The organism is Marivivens niveibacter (assembly GCF_002150005.2).
In the GTDB taxonomy this organism is placed as follows: Bacteria; Pseudomonadota; Alphaproteobacteria; order Rhodobacterales; family Rhodobacteraceae; genus Marivivens; species Marivivens niveibacter.
Map to the genome: position 1 here is coordinate 56,046 of NZ_MSPP01000007.1, position 20,255 is coordinate 76,300.

General features: G+C 53.8%; 23 protein-coding genes. 11 read left to right on the top strand and 12 right to left on the bottom strand.

The window, feature by feature from the left end:
- Positions 1 to 71 precede the first annotated feature (71 nt).
- The gene (locus BVC71_RS14675; RefSeq protein WP_086452450.1) at positions 72 to 818 is read left to right on the top strand and encodes a helix-turn-helix transcriptional regulator; all 747 of its coding nucleotides are present in this window, start codon (positions 72 to 74) and stop codon (positions 816 to 818) included.
- Between the two features lie 61 nt (positions 819 to 879).
- Here BVC71_RS14675 and BVC71_RS15390 read toward each other — a convergent pair whose 3' ends face one another.
- Entirely contained in the window at positions 880 to 1,080 is a 201-nt protein-coding gene (locus BVC71_RS15390) for a hypothetical protein (protein ID WP_133064556.1), read from the bottom strand.
- A 56-nt stretch (positions 1,081 to 1,136) separates the two neighbouring features.
- Between BVC71_RS15390 and kdsA the strand changes: the two genes are divergently transcribed.
- Positions 1,137 to 1,955, top strand: coding sequence for a 3-deoxy-8-phosphooctulonate synthase (gene kdsA, locus BVC71_RS14680; RefSeq protein ID WP_086452451.1), 819 nt, complete (start codon positions 1,137 to 1,139; stop codon positions 1,953 to 1,955).
- 79 nt (positions 1,956 to 2,034) lie between these two features.
- On the opposite strand, the gene BVC71_RS14685 is transcribed toward kdsA, so the two are convergent.
- The 6 genes from BVC71_RS14685 to cysG are packed head-to-tail and all read right to left on the bottom strand — an operon-like array spanning position 2,035 to position 7,435.
- Complete coding sequence (locus BVC71_RS14685) at positions 2,035 to 2,874, bottom strand: ferredoxin--NADP reductase (RefSeq protein WP_086452452.1); 840 nt, start codon at positions 2,872 to 2,874, stop codon at positions 2,035 to 2,037.
- A gap of 55 nt (positions 2,875 to 2,929) precedes the next feature.
- A complete protein-coding gene (locus BVC71_RS14690) occupies positions 2,930 to 3,331 on the bottom strand; it encodes a DUF934 domain-containing protein (protein WP_086452453.1) in 402 nt (133 codons plus the stop codon).
- A 12-nt stretch (positions 3,332 to 3,343) separates the two neighbouring features.
- Positions 3,344 to 4,075: a phosphoadenylyl-sulfate reductase gene (locus BVC71_RS14695; protein WP_086452454.1), complete on the bottom strand. Its 732-nt coding sequence runs from the start codon at positions 4,073 to 4,075 to the stop codon at positions 3,344 to 3,346.
- Positions 4,062 to 5,735: a nitrite/sulfite reductase gene (locus BVC71_RS14700; RefSeq protein ID WP_086452455.1), complete on the bottom strand. Its 1,674-nt coding sequence runs from the start codon at positions 5,733 to 5,735 to the stop codon at positions 4,062 to 4,064. Before BVC71_RS14700 ends, BVC71_RS14695 begins: the two co-directional genes overlap by 14 nt.
- Before the next feature lie 3 nt (positions 5,736 to 5,738).
- Complete coding sequence (locus BVC71_RS14705) at positions 5,739 to 6,038, bottom strand: DUF2849 domain-containing protein (RefSeq protein ID WP_086452456.1); 300 nt, start codon at positions 6,036 to 6,038, stop codon at positions 5,739 to 5,741.
- Positions 6,035 to 7,435 (bottom strand): siroheme synthase CysG, encoded by a 1,401-nt coding sequence (gene cysG, locus BVC71_RS14710; protein ID WP_086452457.1) that lies wholly within the window; start codon positions 7,433 to 7,435, stop codon positions 6,035 to 6,037. The genes BVC71_RS14705 and cysG overlap by 4 nt, the downstream gene beginning before the upstream one ends.
- Before the next feature lie 134 nt (positions 7,436 to 7,569).
- On the opposite strand from cysG, the gene BVC71_RS14715 reads away from it, so the two are divergent.
- Positions 7,570 to 8,031 carry an Lrp/AsnC family transcriptional regulator gene (locus BVC71_RS14715; protein WP_086452484.1) on the top strand — a complete coding sequence of 154 codons (462 nt, stop codon included), beginning with the start codon at positions 7,570 to 7,572 and terminating at the stop codon, positions 8,029 to 8,031.
- Between the two features lie 2 nt (positions 8,032 to 8,033).
- On the opposite strand, the gene BVC71_RS14720 is transcribed toward BVC71_RS14715, so the two are convergent.
- The gene (locus BVC71_RS14720) at positions 8,034 to 9,200 is read right to left on the bottom strand and encodes a cytochrome P450 (RefSeq protein WP_086452458.1); all 1,167 of its coding nucleotides are present in this window, start codon (positions 9,198 to 9,200) and stop codon (positions 8,034 to 8,036) included.
- Between the two features lie 57 nt (positions 9,201 to 9,257).
- Between BVC71_RS14720 and BVC71_RS14725 the strand changes: the two genes are divergently transcribed.
- From BVC71_RS14725 to BVC71_RS14745, 5 genes are all read left to right on the top strand, one after another.
- Entirely contained in the window at positions 9,258 to 10,994 is a 1,737-nt protein-coding gene (locus BVC71_RS14725) for a sensor histidine kinase (RefSeq protein WP_086452485.1), read from the top strand.
- Complete coding sequence (locus tag BVC71_RS14730; RefSeq protein WP_086452459.1) at positions 10,991 to 12,223, top strand: sigma-54-dependent transcriptional regulator; 1,233 nt, start codon at positions 10,991 to 10,993, stop codon at positions 12,221 to 12,223. Before BVC71_RS14725 ends, BVC71_RS14730 begins: the two co-directional genes overlap by 4 nt.
- A 228-nt stretch (positions 12,224 to 12,451) precedes the next feature.
- A complete protein-coding gene (locus BVC71_RS14735; protein ID WP_086452460.1) occupies positions 12,452 to 13,468 on the top strand; it encodes a DctP family TRAP transporter solute-binding subunit in 1,017 nt (338 codons plus the stop codon).
- A gap of 94 nt (positions 13,469 to 13,562) precedes the next feature.
- Positions 13,563 to 14,243 carry a TRAP transporter small permease gene (locus BVC71_RS14740; protein ID WP_086452461.1) on the top strand — a complete coding sequence of 227 codons (681 nt, stop codon included), beginning with the start codon at positions 13,563 to 13,565 and terminating at the stop codon, positions 14,241 to 14,243.
- 4 nt (positions 14,244 to 14,247) lie between these two features.
- Entirely contained in the window at positions 14,248 to 15,678 is a 1,431-nt protein-coding gene (locus BVC71_RS14745) for a TRAP transporter large permease (protein WP_086452462.1), read from the top strand.
- 70 nt (positions 15,679 to 15,748) lie between these two features.
- On the opposite strand, the gene tpiA is transcribed toward BVC71_RS14745, so the two are convergent.
- The 4 genes from tpiA to BVC71_RS14765 form a co-directional block, all read right to left on the bottom strand.
- On the bottom strand, positions 15,749 to 16,495 hold the full coding sequence (tpiA, locus tag BVC71_RS14750) for a triose-phosphate isomerase (protein ID WP_086452463.1): 747 nt from the start codon (positions 16,493 to 16,495) through the stop codon (positions 15,749 to 15,751).
- An 88-nt stretch (positions 16,496 to 16,583) separates the two neighbouring features.
- Positions 16,584 to 16,901 (bottom strand): TfoX/Sxy family protein, encoded by a 318-nt coding sequence (locus BVC71_RS14755; RefSeq protein ID WP_086452464.1) that lies wholly within the window; start codon positions 16,899 to 16,901, stop codon positions 16,584 to 16,586.
- A complete protein-coding gene (locus BVC71_RS14760) occupies positions 16,898 to 17,263 on the bottom strand; it encodes a HesB/IscA family protein (protein WP_086452465.1) in 366 nt (121 codons plus the stop codon). Before BVC71_RS14760 ends, BVC71_RS14755 begins: the two co-directional genes overlap by 4 nt.
- A 55-nt stretch (positions 17,264 to 17,318) precedes the next feature.
- Positions 17,319 to 17,681, bottom strand: coding sequence for an SUF system Fe-S cluster assembly protein (locus BVC71_RS14765; protein WP_086452466.1), 363 nt, complete (start codon positions 17,679 to 17,681; stop codon positions 17,319 to 17,321).
- 177 nt (positions 17,682 to 17,858) lie between these two features.
- Here BVC71_RS14765 and BVC71_RS14770 point away from each other — a divergent pair, with 177 nt between their 5' ends.
- Genes BVC71_RS14770 through tgt form a run of 3 tightly spaced genes read left to right on the top strand, consistent with a single transcriptional unit; the run spans position 17,859 to position 20,073 of the window.
- Positions 17,859 to 18,386, top strand: coding sequence for a hypothetical protein (locus BVC71_RS14770; RefSeq protein ID WP_086452467.1), 528 nt, complete (start codon positions 17,859 to 17,861; stop codon positions 18,384 to 18,386).
- Positions 18,383 to 18,886, top strand: a complete 504-nt coding sequence (locus tag BVC71_RS14775; protein WP_086452468.1) for a hypothetical protein — start codon at positions 18,383 to 18,385, stop codon at positions 18,884 to 18,886. The genes BVC71_RS14770 and BVC71_RS14775 overlap by 4 nt, the downstream gene beginning before the upstream one ends.
- Before the next feature lie 59 nt (positions 18,887 to 18,945).
- The gene (tgt, locus tag BVC71_RS14780) at positions 18,946 to 20,073 is read left to right on the top strand and encodes a tRNA guanosine(34) transglycosylase Tgt (protein ID WP_086452469.1); all 1,128 of its coding nucleotides are present in this window, start codon (positions 18,946 to 18,948) and stop codon (positions 20,071 to 20,073) included.
- The last annotated feature ends 182 nt before the right edge of the window (positions 20,074 to 20,255 follow it).

Genomic DNA, 20,255 nt, shown 5'->3' on the forward strand with positions numbered 1-20,255 from the left:
AAACGTGTGGGCGATTGTATCGACACAACCGTTCCATATGCTAAGCCGGGAAAAAAAAAGGGGATAGACGAATGACCGATGGATCGGTGATCAAACCGTACTCGGTTTCGGATTTCGCAATGGACGTATCTGATGGTGCCGATCCATTTGAAACGTTTCAGACGTTTATCGAATGCCTTGGTGCGCGTGGGTATTTCTACGGCTTTGTCGGCATGAAATCTGATTTGGATGAATTCGATTATTCTCAGGTTTTGTTTTCGCACCATACCTATGGCGCCAAATGGAACGCGATCTGTTCAGGCCAGCCGATTGATCAAGATATCACTATCCAATTGCTACTGGGTGGCAGGTCCGTAGTTTTCTGGGAATCCGATGAAGTCCGCGATGCAATTCATACCGAAGAGCAGAAACGTATTTATGACGCAGAAATCGAATTGGGTATGCTTCACGGCTGTTCGGTCATGATCGAGAAAAGCGATTTTGGCGCTTCTGGGCTTGGGCTTTGGGTTGATACCGTATCGACCGAGGCTGAAATGGTTCAATATTGGAACAGGCACGGCGATCAAATTCGACAGGCCGCGCAAATTCTGGATGCAAGGGCCAGACGTGACCGCGCAAACTCGCTCATCTGTCTAACACCGAGAGAGTTGGAAAGCATCACTTGGCTCGTAAAAGGCTTGCGCCCGCAAGAAGCTTGTTTCCGCATGTCGATTTCAGAAAAGACGTTCGAAAAACATATCGCCAGCGTCAAACGCAAGCTAAAGGCGCGCACCCGCGACAGTGCGATTGCAAAGGCGGTCATGTTGCGGCTGGTTTAAACGGCGTGATGCTTTGACCACATGGGGGATTTTCCCCACTTTATGCGATCAGGTCGTGTGTTTAGAAAACCCCTGCATGATGCGTTTGCATCAGGTTTTCGGGGGCTTTTTTAGTACGTAATTTTAGTTCTCCCTGCTGATCTGCTTGTTTTGAGTGAGTGGTCAAAGGTAAAGGCAGAGCAATGAACCTCGCATTGTTTTCAGCAGGGAATTTACGTCTTCTTCCAAATTCGTAACGCATAGGCTTTGATTGCTTTGTCATAGACCCGACACTGCTGCCGCGATATACGCACCCTCGTATTACCTAAAGGAGCTATCATGACCCGCGTCACTGTTGGAAACGTCGATATCGCAAATGATCTACCTTTTGCGCTGATCGCAGGTCCGTGCCAGTTAGAAAGCCTAGATCACGCACGTATGCTGGCAGAAAAAATTGCCGAAGCTTGCGCTGCGACAGGAACAGGGTTCATTTTCAAAGGCTCCTACGACAAAGCCAACCGTTCGTCGTTGGGCGGTAAACGTGGGCTGGGCGCTGAAAAAGGTCTGGAAATTCTTGGCGCGATCAAATCCGAATTCGGCTGCCCAGTGATCACAGACGTCCATGAAACCCACCATTGCGCCATGGCGGCAGAGGTTGTGGACATTCTGCAAATCCCTGCATTCCTGTGCCGTCAGACTGACCTTTTGTTAGCCGCTGGTGAAACGGGCAAAGCGATCAACGTGAAAAAGGGTCAGTTCCTAGCGCCGTGGGATATGGCGAACGTAGCCGCTAAAATCGAAAGCACCGGCAACACCAACATTATGCTGTGCGAACGTGGCACATCGTTTGGCTACAACACTCTGGTCAGCGATTTCCGCGGCCTGCCAACAATGGCCGAAACGGGCTATCCGGTGGTGTTTGACGCGACGCACTCGGTCCAACAACCGGGCGGAAACGGCAATTCGTCGGGCGGGGATCGCCGCATGGTACCGCCGCTGGCCCGCGCTGCGGTGGCTGTAGGCTGTGCCGCACTGTTCATCGAAACGCACGAAGACCCTGACAATGCTCCATCGGATGGTCCAAACATGGTGCCAATCGAACAGCTGCAACCGCTGCTGGCTAAACTGCGGGCACTGGATAACGTGATGAAATCCTAATCTGCGCCCACCGCCGCAGGCATAAAACGAATAAAGCCCGCCAATTTGGCGGGCTTTGCATTTGAATAACTGGGCCTGATTAGTCCAGAAACGCTTTTTCTACGACGTAATGCGCAGGTTTCGAATTCGCGCCTTCTTCTAGGCCATAGTTTTCGAACATCTCTTTCAGTTCCAGATTGAACGCCAGATTGCCGCAGATCATCGCGCGGTCGGTTTCTGGGTTCAAAGGCTCTACGCCCAGATCAGCAAAAGCTTCGCCCGATTTCATCAGATCCGTGATGCGGCCCATCTTTGGGCTCTCTTCGCGGGTGGTGGTCGGGTAGTATTTGATCTTTTTCCAGAACCCTTCGCCCATCAGCTCGTTCAGCAGCTCATCGGTTTTCAGGCTTTCGATCAGATCACGGCCATAGGTCAGTTCGCCCACTTCGCGGCAGGTGTGGGTGATGATGATCTCGTCGTAGTCTTCGTATGTTTGTGGTTCGCGCAGCAGCGATGCGAACGGCGCAAAACCGGTGCCGGTGGCAAAGAACCAGATGCGTTTGCCTGGGATTAGCGCGTCGTGTACCAGCGTACCCACTGGTTTCGGACGCAGGATGATTTCATCGCCTTCTTTGATGTGCTGCAATTTCGATGTCAGAGGGCCGTCTTGTACCTTGATCGAATAGAACTCCAGCTCTTCGTCCCACGATGGGGACGCGATGGAATAGGCGCGCAGCAGTGGTTTTACCTTGCCGGTTTTTTCATCTGGATCGCCCATCAGGCCGATCATGACGAATTCGCCGGAACGGAAACGCATGGACGCAGGGCGCGTGCAGCGGAACGAAAACAGGCGGTCGGTGTAATGTTTAACTTCGGTTACGGTCTGCGCGTCGGGCAGGTGCGGCTTTGCGGGGGCGTCTTTTACGGTTGCTTCGGTCATCGTATCCTCGGGCGGCAGGGAGGGCTGCCTAGTTTAAATCGTCTTTTGGTTCGGATCAGCCGCGTACGCGCGCCTGATAATCGTTGGCTTTCCAATCCGACCGTGTCTGCCAGAGGTTCTCTGGCTGGCGAGCAGCGAGGTCATCGCTGATGGCTACTTCGTCAAAGCCCGAACGTCGGGCCATTGTGTATTGTTCGCAAATCACATGGCCCTGCGCGCGCAGGCGTCCCTGATACCCTAACTTGCGCAGCTGGGATGCCAATGTAAATCCGCGTCCATCGGCAAAAGATGGGAAATCAATCGCAACAATGCTCGCTTTTAAGGCTGCCGTAAGGTCAGCAGGATTGGTGTCCGATGGGATAAACACCGCATCTTGGCCGTCTAGGTCGGGCAGGGCGGTGAATTCCACGTTCAGATCATCAGCGGCAAAGCCGGTATCGGTGACAATTACAGTCATTTCTTTCTCTCCTTACGCGGCGCCTGCACGGACAATTTTGCCGTCGACAATGTGAATGCCACATTCGGTTTTATTGGAATTGCGCCAGCGGCCGGCGCGTGGATCTTCGCCCTCTTTCACGGGGCTGGTGCATGGCGCACAGCCGATCGAAGGGTACCCTTGGGCCACCAATGGGTGACGCGGCAGGCGGTTTTCGTTCATGTAATCCTGAACGTCCTGCACGTCCCAATGGGCCAGCGGGTTGATTTTGATCCGCTTGTCATCTTCGTTTTCAAAAAACTCTAGCGCAGCGCGGGTCGAGCTTTGGAAACGTTTACGGCCTGTGATCCATGCGTCGAACCCTTCTAGCGCGTTTTGCAGCGGAATGGTTTTACGCAAGGCGCAGCACGCATCGGTGTTGAACTGATGCAAGGTGCCATCGGGGTCTTCGATCCGTTTGGCGCTGTCTGCGGCGCGGATGATGCGCAGGTTTTTCAGATGCAGGCGCTCGGTCAGCTCTTGCTGGTAGGCAATCGTTTCTGGAAACAGCATTTCAGTATCGATGAACAACACAGGCGTTGTGTTGTCGATCACCGAAACCAAATGCAGAAGCGCCACGGATTCTGCCCCGAAAGACGACACCATGGCGATTTCGCCAACTTGATCGTCTTTCAATGCACCTTCTAGCACCGCAGTCGCACTGTGGTGTTTATAGCGTGCATTCAGGGCTTCGACCCGTTGTTGTACGGGTTCACTCAGCGGCATGTGCCTTTGCCTCCGTTTCGTATAGCGCGGCTTTGAACGGGTCCATGCCCAGACGGCGGTAGGCCTGTAGGAATGTTTCCTCGGCGTTTAGGCGCAGGTCCAGATAGGCGCGGACGATGCGTTCGATTGCGTCTGTGATGTCCTCGGCTGCAAAGCCAGGGCCGGTGCGGTCGCCAACTACAGCATCTTCGGTACCATCACCACCCAAAGTGATCTGGTAATTTTCAACGCCAGCGCGATCCAGACCCAGAATGCCGATGTGACCCACGTGGTGGTGACCACAGGCGTTGATGCAGCCAGAGATTTTGATCTTTAGCGGGCCGACTTCGTGTTCCAGTTTCAGTTCGTCGAAACGGACAGCGATTTCCTGTGCGATCGGGATCGAACGGGCGGTTGCCAGTGCGCAGTAATCCATACCAGGGCAAGCGATGATATCGGAAATCAGGCCGATGTTCGCCGTTGCCAGACCTGCAGGTTTCAGCGCGTCATAGATCGCTGGCAGGTCCGATTTGTGGACGTGCGGGATGATGACGTTCTGTTCGTGGCTGATGCGCAGTTCGTCGTGGCCGTATTGTTCAGCCAGATCTGCCATCAGGCGCATTTGATCTGCGGTCGCATCACCAGGTGTTTCGCCGTGCTTTTTGATCGAGATCGTCAAAATGCCATAGCTGTCGACCTTGTGCGCGGCGACGTTGGTATCCACCCAGCTGCGGAAAACTGGATCGCTGTTCAGGCGGTCGTCAAACGCATCCAAAGGCGCGTTTTTATATGCAGGCGCTGCGAAATGCGTTTCGATGTCGCGCAGCATAGCCTGATCGACACCGCTGAATGTCGGGCGGATCAGGGCAAAGCGTTCGTCGACAAGACGTTTGATTTCGTCCAGACCGTTTTCATGCACGGTGATTTTGATACGCGCCTTGTATTTGTTGTCGCGGCGGCCCAGCAGGTTCCACACCGAAACGACAGCTTCGACGTAAGGCAGCAGGTCAGCCTTTGGCAGGAATTCAACGATGGTTTTGCCGATCATCGGCGTACGGCCCAAACCGCCACCCACGATGACGCGGTAACCTGTTTCGCCTGCATCGTTGCGAACAACCTGAATGCCTATATCGTGCGCTTTGACCACTGCGCGGTCCGCAGCGCCTGCCGACACAGCAATTTTGAATTTGCGCGGCAGGAACTGGAATTCAGGGTGATCGGTCGACCACTGACGCAGCAATTCTGCGGTTGGACGTGGGTCCTCAACCTCGTCCGCGGCGGCGCCTGCGAAATGGTCGGCGGTCACGTTACGGATGGTGTTACCCGAGGTTTGCAGCGCGTGCATTTCCACATCTGCCAGAGCAGACAGGATTTCAGGCACGTCCTGCAGTTTCGGCCAGTTGTACTGGATGTTCTGACGAGTGGTAAAGTGACCATACCCTTTGTCGAACTTTTCAGCGATGATCGCCAATTGGTTCATCTGGCGGCTGTTCAGCGTGCCATAAGGGATCGCCACACGCAGCATATAGGCGTGCAGCTGCAGGTACAGACCGTTCATCAGACGCAGAGGGCGGAATTCTTCCTCGGTCAGTTCGCCTGCGATACGGCGGTTTACCTGATTGCGGAACTGTTCAACGCGGCTGCGAACAAAGGCTTCGTCAAAGTCGTTGTACTTATACATGGCTTATAGCTCCACCTGTTTGCCGTGGGCATAGTTCGACGGGCCACGGGTGCGGAAAGTTTCGCGGAAATGGGTTGGCTCTGGACCGTTTTCGCCCAGTTTTGCGTCGGCCAGATAGGCGCCGACAGTGATGTCAGCCTGCGACGCGGCAAAGGCCAGACGTTCGTTGGCGCGGTCTGCGTCGTCGATGTATTCGGCCTCGGACATGGTGCGGGTCCACTGGTTGTCAGCGGTCAGCCAGATGGCATCGCCGTCCAGTAGGTGATTTGCGGTAACGACTTTGGGTGTGAACCGGCGGCTCATTGTGCGGCCTCCTTCGCGGGCAATGTGCTGGCAGCCTGAACCGCATCGCGCGGGGACAGGCCATATAGGGTAAGGGCAGGGCCGTTCAGGCCTGCGTCGGTCATGGTGGGTTCCAGATCTTGCAGAGTGGTCGCGATCACGCGGGTATCTGCACGGCTGGCGTTTTCAATAATGGTGACGGCCGTTAGCGGGTCAGCGCCATGCATCAGCAAACGGCCCTGAACGAAACGGGCGGCTTTTTTGCCCATATAGATTGCGGCGACTTCACCAGTCTGGGCCAAAGCCCGCCAATCATGATCGGCAAAGCCTTTCATGTCGTGGCCCGTGACCAGACGCACCGACGAATTGCGGTCGCGTTTGGTCAGGCTCTGGCCGATTTGTGCAACAGCGGCGGATGCGGCGGTGATGCCGGGCACGATACGGTATTCAATGCCTGCGGCGGTGATCGCGTCAATCTCTTCGTCCAGACGGCCGAACACGGTTGGGTCGCCCGATTTCAGGCGCACAACATGGTGGCCGTCTTTGGCGTGCTGAACGATCAGGTCGTTGATGCGGTCCTGCGACATGGATTTGCCGAAACCCTCTTTGCCTGCGTTGACCATGATGGCTTCGCGGCGGGCAAGTTCCAGAATTTCAGGCGATACCAGACGGTCATAGATTACGACGTCAGCGGCATCCAACGCCTTGCGTGCCTTAAGCGTCAGCAGTTCAGGATCACCGGGGCCTGCGCCGACCAGATCAACGTGACCTTTGCGGCCATCGGTGAATAGGTGACGGTCCAGCGTGGTTTCCAGCGCGTTCTGAACGCCCTGTTTGCCAGCGGTTTCAAATGCGCGTGGGCCAGATTTGAAATAGTAATCCGCCCAGAATTCACGGCGTTTGCGGCCCATCGGCAGGATGTCGGCGGCGGCGCGGAACGCTTTGCCCATGCGGGCCAGAAGGCCCAGATTGGAAGGTAGGCGCTGTTCCAGATCGGCTTTGATCGCGCGGGCCAGTACGGGCGCTGCGCCTTCGGTGCCGATGGCAACGGTCACAGGATCACGGTCCACGATTGCTGGCGTGATAAAGTCAGAGTTGTGCAGGTCATCAACCACATTGACCAACGCGCCTTCGTCATGGGCGATGGCGATTACGCGCGCATCCTCTAACGCGTCTTCGTTTGCGGCATAAACCAAACGGGCACACATCGCATCACCGTAGTCAAAATGACGCTGAACAAGACGTAGGCGTTTCTGCGCGGCCAATTCCAACAGGTCTGCATGTGGATCAGCTGCGAATACGGTGATGTTCGCCTCGGTCTTGAGCAGCAGACGCAATTTCGCAAGCGCAGCTTCGCCGCCGCCCGAAAGGACGATCCGGCGGCCTGCGACCGAAAGAAAGACTGGAAAGTGCTGCATGTGTAAGCTCCGATTTCTGCACTTTATATAGGATAAAATTCCCCATTCTGCCTATTGCGTCGGGCAAATAAGGACGTATGTTTCAGCTGCGTTGCCATCGGTAACGGGTGTTCCAAATGAACGGAGAAATCGGGATGGCGTTTCGAATTGACGATATGGATCGGAAAATTCTCAAACAATTGCAGGCCGACGCGGCACAGTCGTTGGACGATATCGCCCGTGAAGTAGGCTCTTCCAAGACGCCAGTTTGGAATCGCATCCGTAAAATGAAAGAGGCAGGCATCATCGGTCGGCAGACCGTTTTTCTGGATGCCGAAGCGTTAGGGTTCGAGGCTTGTTTCTTTGTCTTGATCCGCACCAGCGCCCATGAAAAAGACTGGCAAGACCGGTTTCTTGCGGCGCTAAAGGCACGTCCTGAGGTGCAAGAGGCGCACCGACTGGCAGGGGACATTGATTACATCCTCAAGGTGCGTGTGAAAAACGCGCGGGCCTATGACGAATTTTACCAAGCCCTGATTTCTGAGGTGCGGATTCACAACGTGACAGCACTGCTATCGATGGAAGAAATCAAATCGACCTTAGATTTGCCGCTGTAGAACTAGGCCTTCTTGACGGTCAGCTGTTCCAATCCGTGGAAATGAAAAACATCAGCATATTGGGGTTGCCCATCTAAACGCAGATTGGGGAACCGTTGTTGCAACGTGCGTAAGGCAATCAACAGTTCTAATCTTGCAAGGGGCGCACCAACGCAGAAATGGATGCCTCCGCCAAAACTGGTGTTCTTTGGACCAGAGCGATCGGGTTTAAACTGATCAGGGTCCTCATAGGCCAGTGGGTCACGGTTCGCGGCTGCCAATAGGCACCCGATCTGATCGCCCCGTTTGAATGGATGACCAAAGAGTTCGACGTCTTCGTATACCCAGCGTGTGAACATATGCAGCGGCGGATCAAAGCGAATGACTTCTTCGACTGTGGCGGGGGTAATTGGTGGGTAACCGTTTTGTAGAAGGGTATAAACCCCGTTGCCCAGCGTATGAACCGTCGCTTCGTGGCCAGCGTTCAATAGTAAGATAACCGTTGTGATCAGTTCATCGGTAGAAAGCTTTTCGCCTTCCTCTTCTGCGCGGATCAGTTCGGAAATAAGATCGTCTGCTGGGGCAAGTCGCTTTTCATCGATAAAGCTGCGAATGAAATCAGCAAACTCTTGTGCGGCTTTTGCGGCAGCCAATTCGATGTCTTTAGTGCGGCGGGCCTGATAAATCGCGACCATATCGTTTGACCACGCCAGTAATTGGTCTGCATAGGACGCAGGAACGCCCAGTAGGTGACAGATCACTATAACTGGCAAAGGGCGGGCATAGAGATCCAATAGATCAAACGGTCCGTCAGGGAATTGATCCATCAAATCATGGCACAGCGTTTCGATCATCGGTTCTAACGCTGCGATGCGCCGAGATGTAAATGCGCGCATGACCAATGACCGAAGGCGTGTATGACGGGGCGGTTCCAGTTCCAACATCGAATGGTTTTCGATCGCATAAAACGGACGCAGATGTTCGGGGATATTAGGTGCTTTTTCTGGCGGCGCTTCGCGTCCTAGCCGTCGATCTTTTAGCAATGCAGATACAGCGCGGTGCGATACGGCACAGGGTAGGTCATAATCATCCCAATAGAAAATATCACCAGCCGCACGGGCGCGGTCGTAAAACGCATAAGGGGATTGAACAAAGTCGGTATCAGTCGGCGACTGCTGAAATTTTTTCATATGGTCAAAATGCCGATCCCACTGGTCAAGGCAAGTGCGGTTTTCTATCTTACGGCCATGAAGTCATTATTTCCCAACAGATTGATTGCGCCTTTGGCATTCAGCACCTTTGTTGCGCTGTTGTCATGGGGCGTTTGGGAATTGGGCTATCGGTCCTCTTTGGAACAACTGGCGCGCCGCGGCGAATCTGATCTGGCATTGGCAGCCGACCGCCTGACAGGGGAATTGCAGGGATTTCGCGAACTTGCTGCATTGATGTCCGATCATCCGGTTGTCGCCAGCGCATTGGGCGGTGCCTATGTCCAAGATACTTTGGCTGAAATCGCTGATAAAACGGGCGCGCTGAACCTGTCGGTTATCGATACCTCGGGTCTAGAGATCGCAAGCGCGCGCGGCGATTATCATTTCGTCGGTGATCGCACGGGGTTTGAACGTGCGATGGACGGTGCGCTGGGCGTCGAACATATGCGCAGTGATCGGTTTAATCGACGGGTGTTTGTCTTTTACGCGCCGATTTTCGGTGTGCGAGGGCCAGTTACGGGCGTGGTGTCGGTCACGGTTGATGTCGAAGCAATTGAATCGTCATGGCGTGGTGATCAGCAGGCGATTTATTTCACAGACAGTGACAGGTTGATCTTTATATCTAACCGCTCTGAACTGGTGCTGTTGTCAAAGTCGGAAAATCTGACCTCGCAGGATCAAGTCGAGCCGTTTTTTGAATACCAAACTCAGTCGCGCTATGGGCACGAAGTTTGGTTGATTGACGGTGGTCGATATTTGCCCACCACGGCACTGCACCTTCAGTTAGAGATGCCGACCGTTGATTTGCTGGGCGAGGCATTACTGGACGTGGCTCCGGCGCGCCAACTTGCTGGATTGCAGGTGGCGGTTGCGGCGGCGTTGTGCCTTGCATTCGGTGCGATGCTGTTTTGGGCGACAGAACGTAGGCGAACATTGGCGATCGCCAATCGCCAGCTAGAAGCCCGCGTTCAAAAACGCACTGCGGAGCTGGAGGAAACAGCGGTTGAACTGCGCCGCGAGGTCGTTGAACGTGCCGCAGCCGAGGCGCGATTGAAGAAGGCGCAGGATGATTTGGTGCAGGCTGGTAAACTGTCTGCATTGGGGCAAATGTCAGCGGGCATTAGCCACGAGCTGAACCAGCCATTGATGGCCATTCGTTCCTTTGCCGAAAATGCCGAAGCGTTTTTGGAACGTGGAAAACCCGAACGCACCGCGGAAAACCTTAGTCGAATTTCGGAACTTGTTCGTAGAATGGGACGCATTATCAAAAACTTGCGTGCCTTTTCTAAACAAGAAAGCGAACCGCTGACAGATGTAGAATTGGGCGCCGCCATCGATGCAACATTAGAAATGGCTGCCGCTAAAGCACGCCAAGAAAATGCTGTGATAAGATGGGACGGTATGTCTGCGCCGCTGTGGGTTCGCGCGGGCGAAGTCCGGCTACAGCAGGTGCTGTTGAACCTGATCTCCAACGCGATTGATGCAATGGAAGGCCAAGATGAAAAAACGGTGCGCGTCGCAGTGGCCTCTGGTGACCGCGTCACGGTCGCTGTGCGCGACCACGGACCAGGTATTGCCGAACCAGAGAAAATATTCGATCCGTTTTATTCGACAAAACAGGTTGGCGCAGCCGAAGGTATGGGGCTGGGGTTGTCGATTTCCTATGGTTTGGTCCAAAGCTTTGGCGGGGCGATCCGCGGGCGTAACCATCCCGATGGCGGCGCAATTTTCACCATTGAATTAGATGCCGCAAAACGGCGCGAGGACGCATGACAAAACACGTTCTATTGGTCGACGACGACCGCGAAGTCCGCGAAGCATTGGGTCAAACTCTAGAATTGGCGGATTTAGAGCCCATTTTGGCGGGGTCATTCGTTGAGGCGAAGGATCATATCCTAAAATCCTTTGATGGGGTCATCGTCTCGGATGTTCGTATGCCAGGCAAAGATGGTTTTGAGCTGTTGGAATTTGCCCAAGCGCAAGACAAAGAACTGCCGGTAATTCTGCTGACTGGCGAAGGTGATGTGCCAATGGCGGTTCGGGGCATTAGCGGCGGGGCGTTTAGTTTTCTGGAAAAGCCCTGTTCGCCCAAAGACCTGATTGCCACTGTTGAACGCGCGTTGAAAACCCGCACGTTGGTTATGGAAAACAGACGGCTACGACGCGAAGTGGAAACGGGCGATGCGGCTGCGCGATTACTGCGCGGTACGTCCCAGCAAGCCGCCCGCCAGCGTGATCAGGCACGTGCCGTTGCCCGAACATCTGCAGATGTGTTGATAACGGGCGAACCGGGGGTGCTGACACCCAAAATGGCCGAGGTTGTTCACATGCTGTCGGCGCGGGCAAACGCGCCTTTCCTGAAATTTCCGGCGGCCTCTATGACGCCAGAAAACCTAGCTGCGGCGCTACGCGATGCCGTGGATGGGTCGATATTCTTGGACGAAATTGCGAATCTTTCGGCGTCGGCTCAGTTCGCGCTGCTTGACGCGATGGAGGATCATGACCGTGCGCGGATTATGGCGGGGACATATGCCGACCTAAGCAAAGCAGCGGAGGAAGGTCGGTTTTCACCTGACCTGTATTACCGGCTACAGGCAGCGACGATACGGATTGCGCCTTTGCGTGAGCGCCCCGAAGATATTCCTGTATTGTTTCGCCATTACGTAGATATCGCCTGTGAACAGTCTGGTCTGCCCATTCCAGTCATTACGCCAGAAATCGTGGCAAGGCTTATGGCGCAAGATTGGCCGGGAAATGCACGGTCGCTGATGACGGCGGCGATGCGGTTTGCCATGGGGCTTTCTGATGGCGAAGATTCTCGGGTTGCTGATTTAGGGCTGAACGAACAATTGGCCCAAGTTGAAAGGTCGTTGTTGATAGCCGCGCTGACGCGCCATCAGGGAAACGCAACCGAAGCAGCAAAGAGCCTGAAGCTACCGCGCAAGACCTTTTATGACAAATTGACCAAGCACGAGATTCGAGCAGACGATTATCGAGTATGAGCGTGTGCGGTTTTCCACACACCCCGCCGCAAATGAGTGTGTGGAAATCCGCCACAGTGCATATGCAGCATTTGATTTGATGTTCAATTTATCAATTAAATAATTGTTTTTAATAAATAAAAAGTAACCGTTGTTGTTTTTGCAATATGGGCTTGCGCCAGTTGCATGTGTGCCGTTTTTTTACGCCATCGTCGTAAACGGACGACAAACCCTTTGGGAGGACAACAAATGAAATTCATGAAATTCGCGGTATCGGCCGCTGCTCTGTCTGTCGCTGCAAACGCTGCTTACGCTGACACCATGGGCTGTGACGACGGTGAGATGGTCGTTAAATTCGCGCACGTGACCAACACCGACCGCCACCCTAAAGGCTTGGCTGCGAGCCTGCTGCAGGAACGCGTCAACGCTGAGATGGACGGCGTTATGTGCATGGAAGTTTACCCGAACTCCACCCTGTACAACGATGACCAAGTTCTAGAAGCAATGCTGCAGGGCGACGTTCAGCTGGCTGCGCCTTCGCTGTCGAAGTTCGAAACCTTCACCAAGCAATTCCGCATTTTCGACCTGCCATTCATGTTCGTAAACATGGACGCTGTTGATGCATTCCAAGCATCCGAAACCGGTCAGGCAATGCTGGATTCGATGCAGCGCCGCGGCCTGCAAGGTCTGGGTTTCTGGCACAACGGCATGAAGCAGTTCTCGGCTAACGTTCCTCTGGAATCGCCATCGGACGCTGAAGGCCTGAAATTCCGTGTTCAGACTTCGGACGTTCTGGTTGCACAGATGGAAGCACTGGGCGCATCGCCACAGCCAATGGCATTCTCGGAAGTTTACGGCGCGCTGCAAACCGGCGTTGTTGACGGTCAGGAAAACACCTGGTCGAACATCTACGGCCAGAAATTCTTTGAGGTACAGGACGGTACCACCGAAACCAACCACGGTGTTCTGGACTACCTGGTTGTGACCTCGGTTGACTGGCTGGACAGCCTGGACGCAGACGTTCGTGACCAGTTCCTGACCATCTTCGGCGAAGTTTCGGCAGAGCGTAACGCAGCTGTTGGCGAAGTTGACGCAGACAACCGTCAGGCTGTTCTGGATGCAGGCGGCGTGATCCGCGAACTGACCGCTGAACAGCGTGCAGAGTGGGTCGAAACCATGCAGCCAGTATGGGCTCAATTCCTAGAAGATGTTGGTCAAGAGAACATCGACGCAGCCCAAGCAATCAACGCTTCGGTCGCAAACTAAGACAAACAAGGCCGGATCCGGCTGGCCTTGTTGATTTTTCGGCGGGCGCCATATGTGCCCGCCGATTTTACATCCGGGGATGTAGGGGACAAACATGGCGTACAAATATCAGCCCACTGGGCCCGTTTCACGCATGATCCACGAAGTCGAAGAAACAGTTATTGCTGTACTTCTGGGGCTCATGACACTGGTTACGTTTACCAATGTTATCTTACGCTACGCATTTAATTCACAGTTGATCTGGGGTTTGGAACTGACCCTGATCCTGTTTGCGTGGTTGGTGCTATTTGGCATCTCATACGGTTTCAAAGTCACCATGCACTTGGGCGTAGACGCCGTCGTAGCATTGGTGAGCAAACCGATCAAATTCACAATGGTTTTGATCGCGGCTGCTGTAACGCTGGCCTATGTGCTGCTCCTCCTCAAAGGCGCATGGGATTACTGGGCACCATTCGCGGGATTTGACGCGACAACGGGACGTTGGTTCCCTACCGGTTTTGCAAACAGCCGCGATCAGGGGTGGTATGAAACCGAACAAATTCCAATCCCGTTCCTGCAAGGCTGGTTGGAAGCCACGTTCAACATGGGCGAAGCCTATGAAAAAATGCCGCGCCTTGTTCCGTATTTCATCCTGCCTTTTGGTGTTTTGCTGATGGTGATCCGCGTTGTTGAAACAACCGCTCGTATCGTCAAAGCCCGTGAAGGTTCGTTGATTGTCAGCCACGAAGCTGAAGATGCCGTCGAAGAAGCGGCAGCCCTAAACAAGGAAGACTAAGATAATGGACGTCGTACTTCTCTTTGTTATGATCGTTGGCCTGCTGCTGGTGGGCGTTCCGATCGCAGTGAGCTTGGGCTTTTCGTCCATTCTGTTCCTGCTGTTGTTCTCGGAGACCTCTTTGGCTTCGGTGGCGCAGTCGCTCTATCAGGCGATGGCTGGTCACTACACGCTGCTGGCTATTCCGTTCTTCATCCTTGCGTCGTCGTTCATGTCGACGGGCGGTGTTGCGAAACGCATCATTCGTTTCTCGATCGCATGTGTGGGGCACCTTCAGGGTGGTCTGGCAATTGCGGGCGTGTTCGCATGTATGATGTTCGCGGCGTTGTCGGGTTCGTCGCCTGCAACCGTGGTTGCAATCGGTACGATCGTGATCGCAGCGATGCGCCAGGTTGGCTACACCAAAGAATTCGCAGCGGGCGTTATCTGTAACGCTGGTACGCTGGGTATTCTGATCCCGCCGTCGATCGTGATGGTTGTGTACGCATCCGCAACTGACGTATCCGTTGGTCGTATGTTCCTAGCCGGTGTTATCCCGGGTCTGTTGGCTGGTCTGTTCCTGATGGTCACCATCTATGTGATGGCGCGCATCAAAAACATGCCCAAAGGCGAATGGGCTGGTTGGGCTGAAATCGGACGCGCATTCAAAGATGCGGTTTGGGGCCTGCTGCTGATCGTCATCATCATGGGCGGCATCTATGGTCACCCTTGGATCCGTTTTGAAACCGGCGAAAGCCTGTTCTACTGGAAAGGTGGCGCGTTCACACCGACCGAAGCTGCTGCTGTGGCTGCTGTCTATGCGTTCATCGTTGCGTCGTTCATCTATCGTGACATGGGCCCACTGGCTGCGAAAGAAGAAGGCCAAGCGCCAACGCCGCTGTGGAAAAAACCGCAGGCATTGGTTACCGCTTTTGTTCACAAAGATACACGCAACACATTGCTGGACGCTGGTAAACTGACCGTCACCCTGATGTTCATCATTGCCAACGCTTTGATCCTGAAACACGTTCTGACCGACGAACAAATCCCGCAGCACATCGCTGGTGCTATGCTGGATGCAGGTTTCGGCCCGATCATGTTCCTGATCATGGTTAACGTGATCCTGCTGATCGGTGGCCAGTTCATGGAACCATCGGGTCTGTTGGTGATCGTTGCACCGCTGGTGTTCCCAATCGCAATGGAGCTGGGCATTGACCCGATCCATCTGGGTATCATCATGGTTGTGAACATGGAAATCGGTATGATCACCCCGCCAGTAGGTCTGAACTTGTTCGTGACCTCGGGCGTGGCAGGGATGCCAATGATGAAAGTGGTGAAAGCCGCGCTTCCATTCCTGGCTGTTCTGTTCGTGTTCCTGATCTTGGTTACCTACGTGCCGTTCATCTCGACATGGCTACCAACCACGCTGATGGGGCCAGAGATTGTAACTAGATAAGTTGGCCACTCACCAACAAAAAACGGCGCCCTGCGGGGCGCCGTTTTCGTTTTTAGGGTAGGGGATAAAGTTAAGCGTTTTCTAGCGCAGTGATAATCCCGCTGAAATCATCAGCCTTTAGGGATGCGCCGCCGACCAACGCGCCATCGACGTTATCAATCGCGAAAATTTCTGCGGCATTCGATGGTTTGACTGACCCGCCGTACAGTACGCGGAACGCTTTGCCGTCTTCGCCGAACCGTTTTTCCAGCTCTGCGCGGATGAAATTGTGCACTTCTGCAATTTGTTCCAGCGTTGGGATTTTGCCGGTGCCGATCGCCCAAACAGGTTCGTAAGCGATCACGGTGTTGCCGCCATTTGCGATGTCAGGGGTCGAACCAGCCAGTTGTTCGCCGACCACGTCCAGCGTTTTACCGCTTTCCCGTTCTTCCAGCGTTTCGCCAATGCAGATCACCGCCGTTAAACCGATTTCCAACGCAGCAACCGATTTCGACGCGACCACTGCATCGGTTTCCCCGTGGTCCGCACGGCGTTCCGAATGGCCCAAAATGACAGCGCGCGCGCCAGCATCATCCAGCATCACGGCAGAAATATCGCCGGTATGTGCACCTTTTTCGTTGGTGTGGCAGTCTTGGCCGCCGATATGGATCGGGTGTTCCGATGTTTTCGCTGCCATTGGGTGGATTAACGTTGCCGGAGGGCATATCATCAAATCTACGGTTGGGTTTGGATGTAGTTCCATCAGGCGATCGAGCTGTTCCAGATCAATCCCGATGCCGTTCATTTTCCAGTTACCTGCGGCTAGCTTGCGGCGCATTGGGGCCCCCTCATGTCAAATTTGGCATATGGGTATCAACGGACCTGTATTTGTAAAAGAGGCTTTGACGCGAAAGTTTCAATCTACATCATTTGCCAAGCGCCAAAATGGCGTCGCGACCCCACCCACTGGCCGTTTCTGGGTCATCCAATGCGTCATCGGGTAACGTCCAGTAATTCATACTGCGTCCATCGCCCGTTTCGAATTTGGTACTGCCAACTTGTTCTAACCGCTTGGCAAAATCGCCCGAGGCTTTGATGTAGTAAACGCCGTCTGCCGATAAGATCGCGAAAATCTGGCCGTCGGCATAAATCGACAGGCCGCCCATCATTTTGCGATGTGAAATTGTCCCGACGCCAGAAAAAAGTTCGTAGGCGAACTCTAGATCTTCGTCGGTGATGGTCATTTCGTGGCGGAAATGTTTTCGTCAAATTTGATCGACTCACCACAGCCGCAGGCGTCGACCACGTTGGGGTTTTTGAATTTAAACCCCGACTCCAGCAGCGATGTTTCATAGTCGATTTCGGTGCCGAACAAGAACATTTGCGCCATTGGGGCGATCATGATCCGTGCGCCTGCTTGTTCAACGACTTCGTCCATCGGATCCACGGTATCGACATATTCCATGGTGTATTCCATGCCTGCGCAGCCGCCTTTTTTGACGCCAATGCGCAGTCCCTGATGCCCATCTTTCGCCATCAGTTTTGCAATTTGCGCTGCAGCTCGATCAGTCATGCTGACCGCCTGTTTTCCTGGAATGCCGAACATTGTGGTCTCCTTTGTCTATGAATATGGGCAACGTTGCCCCGTCAGACAAGGCCGATTACATAAAGCCGAGTTCGAGCCGCGCTTCGTCGCTCATCATGTCCATGCCCCATTGGGGTTCCCATGTCAGTTCGACATCAACGGATTTTACGCCAGCAACCGGACCAACAGCATCTGCAACCCAGCCAGGCATTTCGCCCGCCACAGGGCAGCCAGGGGCGGTCAGGGTCATGATCACGTTAACGTCGTTTTCGTCATTGATTTTGATCGTGTAAACCAGACCCAAATCATAAATGTTTACCGGAATTTCAGGGTCGAAAACGGTGCGGATCGCATCGACAATCGTCTCGTGCAAAGGGTGATCCGTCGACGAAGGTTCGATCAGTGGCGTACCTTCGATTTTATCCTGCGTGTCGGTCATAGGTTTTTCCTGTCAATTCCTGAGTGTTCATATAGGATTTGAGAGCGCGATGGTAAAGATGTCAGTTGAAATCAGATTTTCGTGAACATTAGAAAAATTCTAACTTACTGTCGCAAGGGCGCAGATTTTCCGATTTATTGCCGTTAGGGTTGTATTGGCAACGAAAGGCTCCCTCCATTGCACGTACCAACATTCACACAGTTTCTAGAGCGCCACGGCGTAACAGCAGCGCTGCGCGAACTACAGCTTGACGAATTTTTTGAATTTGATGATCTGCTGCGCGTTTTGTGCGATGCCACAGGTCGTGAAATCGGGTCTGTGTCCCTGATTTCAGGTAACGAAGTACATTTGATCGGCACCTACCGATTGCAGAAACAGGTCGCCGTTCGTAGTTTTCCGCTGCCCAAAGAAAATGAAAATTACTTGCATTTCAAAGATGCTGGAAAAACCTTTCCGAACAGCCCCTTGTTGAATGGTGTTGATGCCCGAATTCGGTCGGTTTCAGCACAATGGATGCGTATAAATGGTGTTCCAATTGGTGCGGTTTCGATCATGTCCACGCTCAACCTTGAACCATTGGACGCGGTTCATCGTGTGTTGCTAGCTGAATTTGCCTCCTTATGTACTGATTTGATCGAAAGACGGGCCAGGCTAAAGCTAATGACCTATCAAATTGACCTTACTGAACAGGGGCTGACGCAATGACTATTGTTATGACATCAGAACAGCCTCATGCGGATGAATTCTGGTCAGGTCAGACTGAATTGGGTGATCGTTTGGCAAAAATTTCGGCCTTGATGTTTCGGGCGCAGTACGCGGGCATCTGGGTGCAGGATCGAGAAGCCAAAAGTGATGTTTTGATTGGAAGTTTTAATATTCCGGCTAATTCCGACATGGGCGGATTCCAGGCACCTAAGAAATTCGACGATTTTTTTCTGTTCAACGTCACACCTCAAATCTTGCCTGATCACCCGTTGGTGAATGGTAAAATCGGGGACGTCCGCACTGTTATTTTTGTGCCAATCAATTTGGGACACGGACACGTGGCAACTATGTCGATCGGCTGCGAAGACGAATTTTCATCTTTGACGACCACACAGACTGCGCAGCTACGTCGCTGGATCAATTGTGTCGAAGGATTGTACGCTAAACAAATATCGATCGTTGATATGTTACGACGCACGATTGAACTGTTAACGCGGTAAACGGGGTTTTCTAAATCCAAAGATTTGCGTATCAGCGAGCGATCTGATTAGAGGCCGCTATGACACGTTTTTCGTTTGATCTGCACAACACCGATGGCAAAGCACGTACAGGCGTGATCCATACGCCGCGCGGTGACATCCGCACGCCTGCGTTTATGCCCGTGGGCACAGCGGCAACGGTCAAGGCTATGATGCCAGAAAGCGTCGCGGCCACGGGCGCAGATATTCTGCTGGGCAACACGTATCACCTGATGCTGCGGCCAACGGCGGAACGAGTGGACCGTATGGGCGGCCTGCACAAATTCATGAACTGGGACAAACCGATCCTGACGGATTCGGGGGGATTTCAGGTGATGTCTTTGGCGGACCTGCGCAAACTGACCGAAGATGGCGTAACGTTTAAATCCCACGTGGACGGGTCGAAACATTTCCTGTCGCCAGAACGGTCGATGGAAATCCAGAAACTTCTGGGGTCGGACATCGTCATGTGTTTCGACGAATGCCCTGCGCTGCCCGCAGATGAACAAACGGTCGCTGAATCGATGCGTTTGTCGATGCGGTGGGCTCAGCGTAGCCGCGATGCATTTGGTGATCGTCCGGGGCACGCGCTGTTCGGCATTATGCAAGGCGGCGTGACCCCACACCTGCGCGAAGAATCTGCCAAAGCGTTGGTCGATATCGGCTTCGAAGGGTACGCGATTGGCGGTTTGGCCGTTGGCGAAGGCCAAGAGGCGATGTTCGGCGTTCTGGAATACGCGCCTGATTTTCTACCGACGGACAAACCGCGTTACCTGATGGGCGTTGGTAAACCTGACGATATCGTCGGCGCGGTCAAACGCGGGGTGGACATGATGGACTGCGTTTTGCCGTCGCGGTCGGGCCGCACGGGGCAGGCGTGGACGCATCGCGGACAAGTGAACATCAAAAACGCACGCCACCAGGACGATCCGCGGCCTCTGGACGAAAATTGCACATGCCCGTGCTGCCGTAACTACAGCCGCGCGTATTTGCATCATGTGTTCCGCGCCAAAGAGATGATCTCGGGCATGCTGCTGACGTGGCACAACCTGCATTACTATCAGGAGATCATGGCAGGCATGCGCGGCGCTATCGCAAAAGGCGAATTTGCTGCATGGGAAGCCGATTTTCACGCGAAACGGGCCATGGGTGATATCGAACCCGTCTGAGTTTCGACACGTTCGAACTCGTCATATTTTAGTGACAATCGACTTGCCCCCGTCTGCGGGCGCGGGCACAGTGTTCGTAACGAACATGGTTGAAATGGGCGGGGTACGGCCCCATCTGTTTATTCCAAGTGGGAATGTGAATGGCTGCCGCTACGGGGCCTTTGCGTTCTGCCAATAAAAGG